The 13886-nt window shown below is 70.3% G+C and carries 10 protein-coding genes; 6 read left to right on the top strand and 4 right to left on the bottom strand.

The annotated features are described in order from the left end of the window. Position 1: 1 nt before the first annotated feature. Genes WME83_RS32975 through WME83_RS32965 form a run of 3 tightly spaced genes read right to left on the bottom strand, consistent with a single transcriptional unit; the run spans position 2 to position 2511 of the window. Positions 2–757: a LytR/AlgR family response regulator transcription factor gene (locus WME83_RS32975; RefSeq protein WP_437313678.1), complete on the bottom strand. Its 756-nt coding sequence runs from the start codon at positions 755–757 to the stop codon at positions 2–4. Continuing rightward, positions 754–1818: a sensor histidine kinase gene (locus WME83_RS32970; protein WP_437313677.1), complete on the bottom strand. Its 1065-nt coding sequence runs from the start codon at positions 1816–1818 to the stop codon at positions 754–756. The genes WME83_RS32975 and WME83_RS32970 overlap by 4 nt, the downstream gene beginning before the upstream one ends. Positions 1819–1845: 27 nt before the next feature. Next, positions 1846–2511 (bottom strand): TetR/AcrR family transcriptional regulator, encoded by a 666-nt coding sequence (locus tag WME83_RS32965; protein WP_437313676.1) that lies wholly within the window; start codon positions 2509–2511, stop codon positions 1846–1848. Positions 2512–2599: 88 nt separating this feature from the next. Here WME83_RS32965 and WME83_RS32960 point away from each other — a divergent pair, with 88 nt between their 5' ends. From WME83_RS32960 to WME83_RS32950, 3 genes are read left to right on the top strand one after another with little or no spacing between them, the layout of a single operon-like run. Next, complete coding sequence (locus tag WME83_RS32960; protein WP_437313675.1) at positions 2600–2761, top strand: hypothetical protein; 162 nt, start codon at positions 2600–2602, stop codon at positions 2759–2761. Further along, entirely contained in the window at positions 2758–3138 is a 381-nt protein-coding gene (locus WME83_RS32955; protein ID WP_437313674.1) for a cupin domain-containing protein, read from the top strand. The genes WME83_RS32960 and WME83_RS32955 overlap by 4 nt, the downstream gene beginning before the upstream one ends. Before the next feature lie 41 nt (positions 3139–3179). Further along, a complete protein-coding gene (locus tag WME83_RS32950; protein ID WP_437313673.1) occupies positions 3180–3860 on the top strand; it encodes a hypothetical protein in 681 nt (226 codons plus the stop codon). Between the two features lie 1636 nt (positions 3861–5496). Here the strand turns inward: WME83_RS32950 and WME83_RS32945 are convergent. Continuing rightward, a complete protein-coding gene (locus WME83_RS32945) occupies positions 5497–10314 on the bottom strand; it encodes an nSTAND1 domain-containing NTPase (protein WP_437313672.1) in 4818 nt (1605 codons plus the stop codon). A 65-nt stretch (positions 10315–10379) separates the two neighbouring features. Between WME83_RS32945 and WME83_RS32940 the strand changes: the two genes are divergently transcribed. From WME83_RS32940 to WME83_RS32930, 3 genes are all read left to right on the top strand, one after another. After that, a complete protein-coding gene (locus tag WME83_RS32940) occupies positions 10380–11255 on the top strand; it encodes a sigma-70 family RNA polymerase sigma factor (RefSeq protein ID WP_437313671.1) in 876 nt (291 codons plus the stop codon). 1196 nt (positions 11256–12451) lie between these two features. Then, positions 12452–12634: a hypothetical protein gene (locus tag WME83_RS32935; RefSeq protein WP_159397735.1), complete on the top strand. Its 183-nt coding sequence runs from the start codon at positions 12452–12454 to the stop codon at positions 12632–12634. Positions 12635–12723: 89 nt separating this feature from the next. After that, positions 12724–13800, top strand: a complete 1077-nt coding sequence (locus tag WME83_RS32930; RefSeq protein WP_437313670.1) for a hypothetical protein — start codon at positions 12724–12726, stop codon at positions 13798–13800. Positions 13801–13886 lie beyond the last annotated feature (86 nt).

Here is a 13886-nt window from a genome sequence, read left to right as displayed (position 1 = left end):
CTCAGCCTGGCTGACGGATGCCCACGGTGTTCGCCAGCAGCTGCTGCCGGACCTCCCGCGCCCGATCGCGCGACACGGGGACGCGGAGCGTGGGGCCGACCTCGACGATCAGCTCGCCCGCGAGCCGGCTCAGCCCGTGCACGTGCGCGGGGGCGATGAGCCAGTTGCGGTGCACGCGCAGAACGCGGGTGCCCAGGGCGGCCCCGAGCGCGTTGAGGGAGAGGTCCATCGAGAATACACCATCGACGTGGTGAACGTAGGTGAGGCGATCGACGCTCTCGAATGCCCATATGCCGTCGAGATCCAAGAAGACGAGGCTGTTGCTCTTCCGGGCGACGAGGCGCCGCGGCGCGGCGCCCTGGGCCGGCGGCCGGCGCCGCTCGAGCAGCCGTGCCGCGCACGTGGTGATGCGATCGAGCGTGAACGGCTTCAGGAGATAGTCGACGACGCCCAGCTCGAACCCGTCGAGCGCATGCTGCGCCGAGGCGGTGGCGAGCACCACCGCGGGGGGGCTCGGCAGGCCGGCGAGCGATCGGGCGAAGTCGAGCCCCGAGCGATCCCCGGGCCGATCGACGAGGCGGACGTCGACGAACGCGACCTCGATGCCGAGCTCAGGGCGCTCGAGCACCTCTCGGGCATCCTCGACGCTCGTCACCGCGGCGATGTCCCCGAAGCTCCCCGTGTCGCGCAGCAGCTCTACCAGGAAGTTGCGAGCAGGCCATTCGTCGTCGATGATCAGCGCGGACAGGGGCTTCATGCGCTCCTCTTCGGCAACGCGATCTCGACGCGCGTCCGGCCGGGCCTCGCGTCGATCCGCAGCGAAGCGTGGGCGGATTCGAGCGCGATGCGGCGCCGCACCAGGTCCAGACCCCGGCCCTCGGGGCGGGCGGAGCCCGGGTCGAAGCCGGGCCCGTCATCCTCGACGATGCAGCGCAAGCGGTCCGCGTCGTGGGCGATCCGCAGGGCGACACGGCCGCCGCCCGGCCGACGGAGCGCGCCGTGATGAACCGCGTTCTCCAGCAGCGGCTGCAGCAGCAATGCCGGAAGGACGCAGTCCTCCGCCGAGCGGTCCACGTCCCATTCGAACGCGAGCCGCCCGACGTGCCGAGACTCCAGGATCCGCGCGAAGCCCCGGAGCCAGCTCACTTCCTCGCGCACCGTGTGATGGTGGCGTCGCGACTCCTGCATGGCGTCGCGCAGCAGATCCCCGAGCGTCCCGATGAGGTTGCGGGCTTCCCGCGGCTCTTCGGTCACGAGGCCTGCGATCGTGTTGAGGGTGTTCAGCACGAAATGAGGCTCGAGCGCGGCGCGGATGCGCGCGAGCTCGGCCTCCTGGCGGAGCGCGTGTCGCTCCTGCTCCAGCCTGCGCTCGGCGCCGATCCGGCGCGGCAGCTCGACGAGCAGGGCCCAGAAGCCGAACAGCGCGTCACCGTCGAAGAAGCCGACGACGGCGGTGGCCCCGAACGTCTGCCGCGGGCCTTCGGCGAAGGACTCGGGCAGCGCTTGGACGAGCAGGAGGGCGGCGAGGTGAATGAGCGAGCTGGCGATCCCGGCCGTGAGCGCGAGGGTCAGCAGCTGCCGCCAGACCGGCGTGCGCTGCGTGTCGAGCCTGTGCGCCACCGCCGTGAGCGCGCCGAGCACCGCCGACACCCACGCCGCGATCCCCAGCGCTTCCCGGGCGTCGAGCCGGCTGGTGCTGACCCAGTCGAGGAGCCAGAGCACGGCCGTCGTGATCAGCACGGCCTTGCCGAGGTGGGCCTCCTCGTGGCTTTGGGGTTCGTGCGCCGCCGCCGCCGCGCCACCCGTCTCGGCTAGCATGGTCCGGGCTCGGCCATGACGCGCCCCTCAGCGCGATCGCCGGCGCGCGGGCGCGGCCGATGTCCGCCGCGGGGCGCCGGACCCGAAGAGATAGCCCAGCGCCAGCGCCGTGGCCTCGGCCTCGAGCTGCGCCGTGCCGACGAGCTCCGGCTGCTCGAAGACCGCGCGGTGCGCGAGCGCCTCGACCGCGGTCTCCACCACGGACGCCGCGCGCCGCACGTCGGGCACCGCGAGGTGCGCGCGGTGGGGCGCGAGCGACCGCTCCAGCAACGCCGCGAGCGCGCGGCGCGTCTCCGTCACCTCGGCGTCCCGGCCGACGCGCGGCGCCTGCTCGGTGAGGATCTTGTGCAGCGCCGGAGGGAGCCGCTGCCCGTCGAGGCCGGCGCGCACGAAGGCGCGCACGGCCGCCTCGGGGTCCGCCGGATCCGCCGCGGCCAGCGCGCCCTCGACGCGCGCCACGAGCGCGGCGACGTGCCGCTCGACGAGCGCCGCGACGAGCGCCTCCTTGTTCGGGAAGTATTGATACAGCGACCCGACGCTCACGCCCGCGCGCGCCGCCACCGCGATCGTCGTCGTGTCGTCGTACCCGCGGGCGACCAGAACGCGACTCGTCGCCTCGACGATCGCGTCCACCAGCGCCCGCGAGCGCGCCTGTCGCGGTGATTTGCGCGGGTTTGTCTCGGGTGTGCCCATCGCAGGACGCGCCTCCGGGAACGCGAATACCGGACACGGAGGAGCCTTCGCATACTGACTCGACCCCAACCAGGAGGCAACAGGCATCATGGAGACCACGACCCAAGAGACCCACATCCCCGTCGCGCCGGTCACCGGCGCTTCATCGGGCCTCGGCGGCGCGACCGCCGCGCTGCCCGCGGCGCGCGACATGCGCCGCCGCGGCGCGGGACGGATCGTCGACATCAGCTCGATGGCGGGTGCGGCATGAGCGTCCTCGATATCGAAGCTGCCCTCGCCTCTCCCGCGGACCGAGGCGCGCCGCGCATCCTCGGGTCGTACTCGGCCAGCGGCCCCTGCATGGTCGGCACCTTGACGATTCCGGCGGACAGCAGGGACGACGCCTGGGAGCGGCACGACGGTGGCGACGAGCTCATCGTGATCCTCCGCGGGCGCGTGACGTTCACCATCCGCCTTCCGGACGGCACGACCGAGGTGGCCGAGCTCGGTCCGGGCCAAGCGGTGCTGATCCCGCGCGGCGCGGCGCATTCGGGGCACATCGCCGAGGATGTGCAGGTGTTCTTCGTGACGCCCAGCGACGGCAACGTCACCTGGACCGACGCGGAGACAGGCGCCCGCCGGCCGTGACCTACAGCGCCCGGTGGCGGCCCGGGTCGTTCACGAGGCGTTTGGTGCGCGTCACGCCGCATCGCGACCTGCTCGGCGGCCGCTTCGCGACGCGGCTCCTCGCCTGGCATTCGGGCGTGGCCGCGAAGCCGCGTCGCGCGCTTGTGGTCGCGCGTCCTGGTCGGTACGCTGTGGCGGTGCGTCTCCTCGCTTGTCTGCTCGTCGCCGCGCTCGCTGGGTGCGGCGGATCCGTGATCACTGTCCCGGAGGCTGGCAGCTCCGAGGGCTCCGGAGGCAGCGGTGGCTCGGGCAGCACCTTTAGCGGCGCGGGCGCTGCCCAAGACGCTGGGCCTGGCGACGCCGGGCCCAGCTGGACGGTTCCACCCGGCCAGACCTTCTCCTACACGAGCTGCGAAGAGGGCGGGCTGCTGCTCTTCGTCGAGATCTGGCCGGACGCCGGCGCGGCCTGCGTGCCGGCACCCGATGTGGACGGCGTCCTCGTCATGGGGATCACGGGATGGGACGGCCAACCGGGCACCTTCATCGTCGGCGTCGAGATGCCTCAGGGCACCGCGCACGCGCGGTTCGATGTCGGGCTCGACGAGGCCAAGGGCAAGATCACGGTCGAGCCATTCGTCGGCACCCCCTCGGGCATCTCGTGGGATCTCTCCGTCGGCTCCGGCCGCACGGACCTCGCCGCGTGCGGGCGCTTCGAGGTCACCTCGTGCGTTCCATCCGGCTGAGGTCGGCCTCGCGGAACGAGGGCAGGCGGGGGAGGGTGTGGCGCGCGCCGGCGCGAGGAGCCCTTCGGTCGCGCCGACGAGCCTCAGGCGGTACGCCCGCGCGTCTTTGCCAGCTCCTTGAGGCCGGCGGTGCTTCAGCCGTCGAAGCGGGCGCGCGTGCCCGCCCGCAGGCTGTGGCTGTGGAGTGAAGGCGGCCCCCTCGATGCATGGATAGGCTGCTGATACAGCGTCACTTTTTCAGGAGGGATGCGGATCGCGTAAGGTTCTCTAGGTCAACCAGCGCGTGCCGCGTGGCTACACGGTGGGACCGGTAGTGCCGCCGGCTCTTCACCGCGGGCGACGCGGCGGCGAGGGGCGCCCCGTTGGGCCATACCGGAGCCGCCCTCGGTGGCGAAACAGGCGAAAGCTATGAAAATCGCTACTGTTTCCGGCGGTCGCTCGCTATCGATCGGTGTTCCTGGCGGAACGATTCCGTGGGGGCGAACCGTCGCGATCCGTCACATTCGCCGAGGTTTTCGAGAGCCGTGAACCCGGATCGCACCGGTTCGAAGGGCATGGACCCAACCCGGGCCCAGCCGCCTCGAGCCCGGGGAGCTCGCGATGGTCGATCCGTCGCCTCGGGCGGCTGTCGTCGCCTCGCTCGCCGGCACTCTGAGCCGAGCCATTGCTCTCGGGGATGTGGAGGCAGCCCGGGTCGTTCACGAGGCAATCGGTCAGCTGCTCGGGTTGCCGATGGCACCGGAGGGCCGAGTGATGGCGCGCCGACAGTAGCCTGCCGCATCCGGACCGCCTGACTTTACTCCGCCGGGAACGCGGCTGCCCTGGTGGCAGCGCTCCCGCGCAGGACACCGGCGCCAGTTGTGCGCCGCTTCAGGAAGCGGCAGCTTTTCGCTGTGGCTCCGCTGCCCCACAACGCCGGCGGGAGCAGTCGCCCTCGCCCACGGGGAGCTCCGGAGTGCTCCCTCTGGATCCGCTATGGATTTAAAAGGCGCTCTGGGACGGGTGAACCGTGCGAAACGATATAAAACGCCCGGGAAATCGAGCGGGCTGACGACGGATCGGCTCCGTTGCCTCCGGCAGCTAGCTATTCAGGTGCCTCTGCTGGCCATTCGATAGGCGCCGGCGGACCCGCCGCTTATGGGCCGGCCGAGCTGCGGTGGGCGGCTCGCCTGCGATTCTCGGAGCCGTCCCTGACTGGTGGAGTCCGACTGGACGAGCTCATTGACAGAACGGGCCTAATGCGATTAGCCAGGTCTTCCACGCCTGAAACGCCTGGGATTACCCCGACGTAGCACCAAGCGGTAGGCATCCTACGTAGTTCTGTACCCTGCTGACACTCGCGGACGACAGCGGACGACAAGCCGCACTGCGCCGCGCCCGATGCCGGTGGCCTTTTCGCGGCCGACCTGGGACGCCGCGTCGAGCTGCGTGCTCATCAACCCGTCGAGCGATATCGTCTCCGAGACGCGCACGCAGCTCCCCGGGGACGAGGACTACTACCTCGGCAACACCTTCCTGCCCGACAAGGGCGGCATCATGACGTCGGGGCATATGGCAGTCGACGTCCCGGGGAGCCCAGGCGAGGCCGACGCGCGCGCGCCCGCAAGCCAGCGCCGACGTCGGTGGTCACGGACCATCAGCGCCCGGGCGAGGCGGCTTGCGTCTGGACCTCACGGACACGACGCTGGCAGCGCTCGTGGTCGGCGCGGGACTGATCCTCCGGGAAGCCGAGCAGGCGCTGGCGGATGTCGAGCGGCATGCAGTAGTTGGTCGCGGTCCACAGCTTCGGGTCGTCGGCGCCCGAGAGCGGCTCGAGGTCGCTCCACACGATCACCGTCTTGTCGTCCGAGGCCGTGACGATGCGCCTTCCATCGGGGCTCCACACCGCCGTGTTGACGGCATCGTCGTGCCCAAGGAGCACGAGGGGTTGTCCCGTGCCGTCGGCCTTCCACACGCGCACAGTCTTGTCCTGCGACGCGGAAACGATGCGCTGGCCGTCTGGGCTAAACGCCGCCCCATAGACGCTACCGTCGTGACCACGGAGCACGAGGGGCTGGCCCGAGCCGTCGGCCTTCCACACGCGCACCGTCCTGTCCTCGGACGCGGAGACGATGCGCTGGCCATCGGGGCTCCACGCCGCCCTATAGACGACACCGTCGTGACCACGGAGCACGAGGGGCTGGCCCGAGCCATCGGCGTTCCACACGCGCACCGTCTTGTCTTTCGACGCGGAGACGACGCGCCCGCCATCGGGGCTCCACGCCGCCCCATAGACGACAGCGTCGTGACCACGGAGCACGAGGGGCTGGCCCGAGCCATCGGCGTTCCACACGCGCACCGTCCTGTCTTCGGACGCGGAGACGATGCGCTGGCCGTCAGGGCTCCACGCCGCTGGATTGACGCGACCGTCATGGCCACGGAGCACAAGGGGCTGGCCCGAGCCGTCGGCCTTCCACACGCGCACCGTCCCGTCCCACGACGCGGAGGCGATGCGCCGGCCGTCGGGGCTGAACGCCGCCCCATAAACGATATGGTCGCAACCACGGAGCACGAGGGGCTGGCCCAAGCCGTCCGCCTTCCACACGCGCACCGTCCTGTCAGAAGCGGCGGAGACGATGCGCTGGCCATCGAGGCTGAACGCCGCCGCGTTGACGCAGTCGCTGTGACCACGGAGCACGAGGGGCCGGACCGAGCCGTCGGCGTTCCACACGCGCACCGTCCTGTCTTCGGACGCGGAGACGATACGCTGGCCGTCGGGGCTCCACGCCGCCGTAGGGACGCGGTCTGCGTGACCACGGAACACGAGGGGCTGGCCCGAGCCGTCGGCGTTCCACACGCGCGCCGTCTTGTCAAAAGACGCGGAGACGATGCGCTGGCCGTCGGGGCTAAACGCCGCCCCATAGACGCTAGCGTCGTGACCACGGAGCACGAGGGGCTGGCCCGAGCCGTCGGCGTTCCACACGCGCATCGTCCTGTCTTCGGACCCGGAGACGATGCGTCGGCCGTCGGGGCTCCACGCTGCCGTATGGACGAAATCGTCGTGACCACGGAGCACGAGGGGCTGGCCCGAACCGTCGGCGTTCCACACGCGCACTGTCTTGTCCATCGACGCCGAGACGATGCGCTGACCGTCGGGGCTGAATGCCGCCGCATAGACGCGGTCGTCGTGACCACGGAGCACGAGGGGCAGTCCCGAGCCGTCACTGTTCCACACGCGCACCGTCTTGTCCCACGACGCAGAGGCGATGCGCTGGCCGTCAGGGCTAAACGCTGCTGCATAGACGACAGCGTCGTGACCACGGAGCACGAGGGGCAGTCCCGAGCCGTCAGCGTTCCACACGCGCACTGTCTTATCTGCCGACGCGGAGACGATGTGCTGGCCGTCGGGGCTGAACGCCGCCGCATAGACGTGGTCCTCATGACCACGGAGCACGAGGGGCAGTCCCGAGCCGTCACTGTTCCACACGCGCACCGTCTTGTCCCACGAAGCGGAGACGATGCGCTGGCCGTCGGGGCTGAATGCGGCAGACCAGGCCAGATCCTCGTGGAGGAGCACCATCGTGGCGACGCCTGCACCCCGTGCCCACCGCGCAAGCTCGCCCCATCCCGGCGGCGCCGGGCCCGGCTCGATCTCGCGGAGTAGCGCGAGCATCGTGGTGGGGTCTCCCTGGCACTCGCGGGCCGCGGCCATCCGCGTGGCATTCCGGGCGCTCGCGGCGCTGCGCTCTGCCTCGGCCCTCTCCGCCTCGGCCCTCTCCGCCGCCCGCTTCGATTGGACCGCCAGAGCGGAGACCAGGAGCACGACCAGGCTCAGGGCACCGAACAGCACCGCGACGACCTGCCTCCTCCTCCGTCGTTCCCGCTCCCCCAGCGCCACCACCGCCGCGAGGTAGCGCGCCTCCCGCGCGCCCTGCTGCGCGCCCGCCGCCGGGCCCTGCCGCTTCTGCCAGCGCCGGGCTTCCGCCGCCGCCTCGCCTCGCCAGAGCAGGCCGTCGGCGCAGCCGCTCGCCTCCCATTGCTTGGCCGCGGGGCGCACCCGCGCGAGGAACTCCGCCGCCTCCTGGTTGTCGTCCAGCCATCGCCCGAGCTTGGGCCAGCTCTCGATCAGCGACTCGTGCACGAGCTCCACCGTCGGGAACGCGCGCTCTTCGGCGGTCTCGATCAAGAGCAGCCGCGCCTCGCAGAGGCGGAAGACTACCCGGTCCACGGCGTCTGCCTGTTCGTCGAGCTCTCGCAGGTCGGGCAAGCTCACCACGGCGCGCGTCCGCTCGGGCGTGACCAGGCGGAGGAAGACGGCCCGGCAGAGGCTCTGCTCGATCCCCGAGAGACCTGCGAGCACCGCGTCGGCATGGGTGGAGAGCGCCCCTGCGACCCCCCCGAGCTTCTCGTAGCTCTCCTGTGTCAGGAGCCGGCGCCCACGATCGCGCGCCTCCCACAGCTTGGTCGCGGTGAACTGCAAGAGCGGCAGGGGGCTCGCCGCGCTCTCCAGGGCGCGGAGCATCGCTCGCGTCATCTCGGCGGTCTCGAAGCGATAGCCGAGAGCCTCGACCGGCCGCATCAGCGCCGCCACGAGGCCGTTCGGGTCGAGGGGCGGCAGGAACCAGAGCCCGCGGGTCACCTCGGTCATGAGCCGGCGATCTTCGGCCAGCCGGTCGAGGAAGTCCGAGCGCATGCAGAGCACGACGCGGAGCGGGGACAACGCGTCGTCGGCGACGCCCTCCAGGCACGCGACGAACGCGGCCCGCTCCGCCGGATCGATGCCCTGCGTGTAAAGCTCCTCGAGCTGATCGACGAAGACGAGAATCTTGTGCTCGGCGCTCTGGCTGCGGCAACGCGCGCGCAGCCGGGCGCCCAGGAGGCCGGGCTGGGCGCGCAGGGCCGCGATGAGCGCATCGGGATCGCTCGCCGAGGAGAAGGCGTGCGAGCTCGACGCGTCGGGTGGAGCTCCCGTCGTCACCGGCGTGGCCGCGATCTGCGCGAGCAGGTCGGCGAGCGCGTGGAGCGGCCTTCGCCCCGGCCTGCGCGTGAACGCCTCCCAGGGCTCGCCCGAGCGCTTCAGCGCCGGGATCACGCCCGCGCGCACGAACGACGATTTTCCCGCGCCCGACGGCCCGGCGACCATCACGAGCGGCTGGCTGCGAAGACGTCCGACGAGCGCGGCGACGTCGTGATCGCGCCCAAAGAAGCGCCCGGCGTCCACCTCCTGGAACGCGCCCAGCCCGGCAAAGGGGCTCTCGTCCTCGCGGAGCGCCGGCGCCTTCGCGCCCGGCAGCAAGGGCTCGAGCGCCGCGATGAGCTCCTCGGTTCCGCCGAAGCGCTCGTCCGGGCGCTTCTTCAGGCAGCGATCGATCACGTCGCCCAGCGCGCCCAGGTCGGGACGCGTGTCGCTTGCGCGCGGCATGGGCACGTCGAGACGCCGAACCTGCCCGAGTTGCCCCACCGCGAACGGCGCGAGCGGGTGCGTCCCGGTGCAGAGCTCGAAGAGCATGATCCCCACGGCCCACAGATCCGTCCTGGGATCGACCTTCTCCGCCCGCCATTGCTCCGGCGCCATGTACGGGACGGTGCCGACGAGCGCTCCTTCCTGCGTCAACGCCGGTAGCCAGCGCGAATTCTCGCCCTGGGCCGCGAGCCGCTCGATCTCGTCGGCGTCGAGCTGCTTGGCGATACCGAAGTCGAGCACCTTGATCGGCCCCGCCTCGGTCAAGAAGACATTCTCCGGCTTGAGGTCACGGTGCACGATCCCGAGCGCGTGGGCGCAGCCCAGCGCGCGCACCACCGGGAGCATCAGCTCGACCGCGAGGCTCAGCGGCAGCGGCCCTCCTCGCTCGACCAGGAAGGCGCGCAGCGTGCGGCCCTCCAGGTGCTCGAGCACCATGTAAGGAACGCGGTCGACCTCGTCCACTTCGTGGATCACCACGATGTTCTCGTGCTTGCAGCGCGCCGTGGACCGCGCCTCGGCGAGGAGGCGCTCGGCGCTCCGGCCGTCGGACTCGAGGAGGACCTTGACGGCGACCAGTCGGCCCAGCTTGGTGTCGCGGGCCAGGTAGACCACGCCCATGCCACCCTGGCCCAGCTTGCGGATGATCTCGTAGTGCTTGAGGGTGGAGTCCACCTGCGGAGCCGCGACCGCCGGGTGCAGGGGTCGCGACCGCAGGGCTGCGGTGGCGCTCCGCGCGCGACCGAGGGCGCCCGTCGCGTCGTCCAGATCGCTGGTCTGGAGGACCTCCCCCGGCGGCGATCCCTTGGCGACGCCACGCAAGGATTCTCCCGGAGGCACCACCACGCTCCTGAACTCCAGCTCGGCCAGCTGAGCGACGATGACGCGGCAAACCGCACATCCGTCGATGTGGTGCGCGATCGCCTCGAAACCTGACGGATACGCGGCGTACTCTGCGAGCTGGTTGTCCGTGGGGCAGTGCGACGTCGGCTCGATGGTGCCCGACTCTACCACACGGAGCGGGACTGTCAGGCGGCACGCCTTCTTGACGGCGCGCCGACATCAGCCATTCTCCGCAGGTGGATCAAGCGAGCGGTCTCTCCTCTGCGTTCGTGGCGGGCTTCGGCGGGGGCGGGGTGATGCCCGAGGCCGATCCCGGCGCGACGATCGCGGCGCTCTTCGAGGCGGGGCAGGCGGCCTTCCCGGCCATCGCCGTCGAGGCGACCGCGCTGGCGCGCTACCTCGGCGAGCGTTGCTCGGCCGCGGGCGGCGCGCTGCCGCCTCCGTCGCTCGCGGCGGACGTCTACCTGGCGTGCGCCTGCGTCCTCGGGGTACCGGGTGCGCACGCCGCGTTCGAGCGGGAGTTCTCCGGGGTGATCGCGCGCGCGGCGGCCCGCGTCGAGCCGTCGCCCGCCTTCGCCGACGACCTCCGGCAGGTGGTCCTCGAGGGCCTCTTCAGCGCGCCGCCCTCGGCCACGCCGAAGATTGCCGGGTACGCGGGGCGCGCGCCGCTCCGGACTTTCCTGCGCGTGATCGCGGTACGCACCGCGATCAACCTGCGGCGGCGCAAGGCGGACATGGCGAGCACCCCGCTCGACGAGGAGCGGGAGATCGCCGCCTCCGTCGACGTGGAGGCCGCCTACCTCGAGGCGCGCTACAAGGCCGAGTTCGAAGAGGCCGTGCGCGTCGCGATGGGGCGCCTCTCGCCGAAGCAACGCGCGCTGCTTCGCCTCCACCTGCTCGACGGCCTGAGCATCGACGTCCTGGGCGCGCATTACCAGGTCGGGCGCGCCACGGCGGCGCGCTGGCTTGCGGCCGCGCGCGAGGCGCTGCGCGAGGGCACGCGCGCGGAGCTCGTCGCCAAGCTCGGCCTCACCGAGTCGCAGTACGCGAGCCTGGCCAGGTTGATCCGGGGCCGGCTCGACGTGAGCGTCGCCTCGCTCCTCCGCGAGTAGGCACACCTCGCCAGACTATTTTTGAGACTTCGTCCGCCTCACGGTGACTTCCCGGTAGGCACGCGGGTGTGAGCCCCCGGCCCTCCTGGCGAAGGAAGGGCCTGGCACCACCGCGAAACGCCGTGGACCGTTCGGCGACGTCGCACGTCGCACGTCGCACGTCGGACGTCGCCGATAGAGCGTGACGAGAAAAATGCACCCGAAAAGGATCAAGAAGGACGCGATCACCCGCACGCCGCGTCCTCCTCGCAGCCGACCGAGGGGCGCGCCGCCAATCCCTCCTCGCCCTCGCCTCGCCTCTTTCCTCGCCACCGCCGCCCTCCTCGCGTCGGCGCCCCTCGCGTGCGCGCCCCCGGGCGATCCGAGAGGGGCAGATGGCTCGGACGCCGCGAGCGCGGGCGCGTGCGCTCCAGGCTATCCGGTAGGATGCCTTCCGCTTGGTGCGACGTCGCGGTAATCGCAGGCGTTTCACGAGTGGAAGGCCTGTCCAAGTCGGGCGAGCCACGGCGGCGCGTTGGCTTGCGGGCGCGCGCGAGGCGCTGCGCGAGTTCACGCGCGCAGAGCTCGTCGCCAAGCTCGGTCTCACCGAGTCGCAGTACGCGAGCCTGGCCAGGCTGATCCAGGGCCGGCTCGACGTGAGCGTCGCCTCGCTCCTCCGCGAATAGAGCTCCTTTCGCAAACGTACGGCGGGAGGGCTGCGCTTCGCGTAGCGCACGTGGGGTGCCGCCTTGTCTCGGGAGACAGAAGCTAGCCCCGCGCGCGCGAAGGACGTTTGCGGCCGTCGGGGTAGCCATGCCCTCGCCAAACTATTTTTGAGACTCCGTCCACGTCGCAGTGACCTTCACGTGGGCAGAGCGATGTGGGCCCCGGTCCTCCTCCCGAGGGGAGGGATCTGGCCACACCGCGGGGGGGAGCGCTGTAGACGAATCGGCGAAATCGCCGAGAAAAACAACGAGAAGCATCATGCAATCGAAGAGCATCAAGAACGACGCAATCACCCGCGCGCCGCGTTCTCCTCGCTGGGTACCGATGGGCACGCCTTCACGACCTGCTCGCCCTCGCTTCGCCTCCTTCCTCGCCACCGCCGCCCTCCTCGCGTCGGCGCCGCTCGCGTGCTCGCCCGCCCACGATGCGACAGGATCAGATAGCTCGGACGCCGCGAGCGCGGCGCCTTCATGCAGTCCGGCGGAGGCCTCGTGAGCGCCGGCCTCGCCTGGTGGTGGGGCACTTCGCACACGCAAGCCGCCGAGAACTACCCTGGCAACAAATACCTGCGCACGGCGGTCGCTGAATACGATCCGCTAGACAGAAACGTCGCTGAAATGGATTTGAACAGCGTTGAACACCGTTGGACAGCGCCAGGCAGCGCCAAGCAATGACGATGGAAGCTCTCGCCTCTCGGCCAGCCGTGATTGCCCACGCGAGCCCTCACATCGTGCGAGAACACACGCCTCGTAAAGGAGACACCATGAGAAATACATTCGCCTTCGCCATGTTCGGAGCCACGCTTCTCGCCGCCACGGCGAGCGCCCAAGCGAGCACAAAGACTGTTCGTGTCCTCTACGTCGTGCCGAGCGACGCGCAGCGAAGTGACCGCGCGGCTCTCGTCGCGAACGCCGTCGAGCACAACCGTCAGACATGGCAGAACTACGGCGCCACGATGACCACGGACGACGTCGTGACGGTTCGAAGCCATCATAACGTGAACTGGTTCCTGACCAACCCCGACGGCTTTCACGGCGTGGCAGAGTGGTACTGGCTCGGAAACGCCTGCAACGCGGCCAGGGACGTGTACCCTGACGCCTGCACGGAGGACGTCAACCACAAGTACATCATCTTCCTGGAGGCCGACATCTCGAGCGTGAACCGCAACTTGGCGGCCGCCAACTTCGGCGCAGCCGTCATGCCCAAGGGGATCATCGATGGAGCCGAGCAGGGGGACCTGCGCAGAATCGGAAGCATCGGCCACGAGCTCGGGCATACGTTCGGCATGCCGCATTCCGACTGCGCGTCGCAATGGCCTACGAAAAACATCATGTGCAATGGCGACTACTACCCGCACAACCGGCTGAACCACCTCGACTACCCCTACCTGTTCAGCGCTGAGAGCAGTGCCTATTTCGAAGAGACTCCATCTGATCTGTTCTACGTCAGCCAGGGGAAGTACCTCGACGGAGAGATCTGGAAGACCCAGCTCGGGCTCGACCTCGAGGGGTGCGCGCTCTCCTGCCTGAGCGACCCTGACTGCAGCTCCTTCGTTCACTTCGGCACGACGTGCGAGTTCAAGGGAGATCACCTGAGCCAGGCCTGGGGTGCCTCTGGGTATACCTCGGCTCAGATCAAGATACCCGCCGACGGCGCCGTCCAGAAGAAAGCTGGGCCGATCTGGAACCAGCATCACGCGACGCAGGTGTGCCCGCAGGTGTGCGACATCTGGAGGGACGTCCCCTGGACCGCGTCGAGCTGGACGGGGTTCTGGCGGGCCACCCCGGCGAATGAATGGTCAGTTTGCTTCTGCGACTACAATCCTGACTACAATCGGTGAAGCGATACGCCGGGGCATGCGCTCGCGCATGCCCCGGCGGTGGCCGAGCTCGGCGCGAGCGACGTTGGTATGAATCCCGCTATCCC

The organism is Sorangium sp. So ce385, assembly GCF_051474135.1.
GTDB classification, from domain to species: domain Bacteria; phylum Myxococcota_A; class Polyangia; order Polyangiales; family Polyangiaceae; genus Sorangium; species Sorangium cellulosum_D.
The sequence above is the reverse complement of the archived record's forward strand: the minus strand, read 5'-3'. Positions and strand labels throughout refer to the sequence as shown.

Coding starts and splice junctions, on each gene's coding strand:
- WME83_RS32975 (WP_437313678.1), bottom strand. CDS start 757: ATGAAGCCCCTGTCCGCGCTGATCATCGACGACGAATGGCCTGCTCGC.
- WME83_RS32970 (WP_437313677.1), bottom strand. CDS start 1,818: ATGCTAGCCGAGACGGGTGGCGCGGCGGCGGCGGCGCACGAACCCCAA.
- WME83_RS32965 (WP_437313676.1), bottom strand. CDS start 2,511: ATGGGCACACCCGAGACAAACCCGCGCAAATCACCGCGACAGGCGCGC.
- WME83_RS32960 (WP_437313675.1), top strand. CDS start 2,600: ATGGAGACCACGACCCAAGAGACCCACATCCCCGTCGCGCCGGTCACC.
- WME83_RS32955 (WP_437313674.1), top strand. CDS start 2,758: ATGAGCGTCCTCGATATCGAAGCTGCCCTCGCCTCTCCCGCGGACCGA.
- WME83_RS32930 (WP_437313670.1), top strand. CDS start 12,724: ATGAGAAATACATTCGCCTTCGCCATGTTCGGAGCCACGCTTCTCGCC.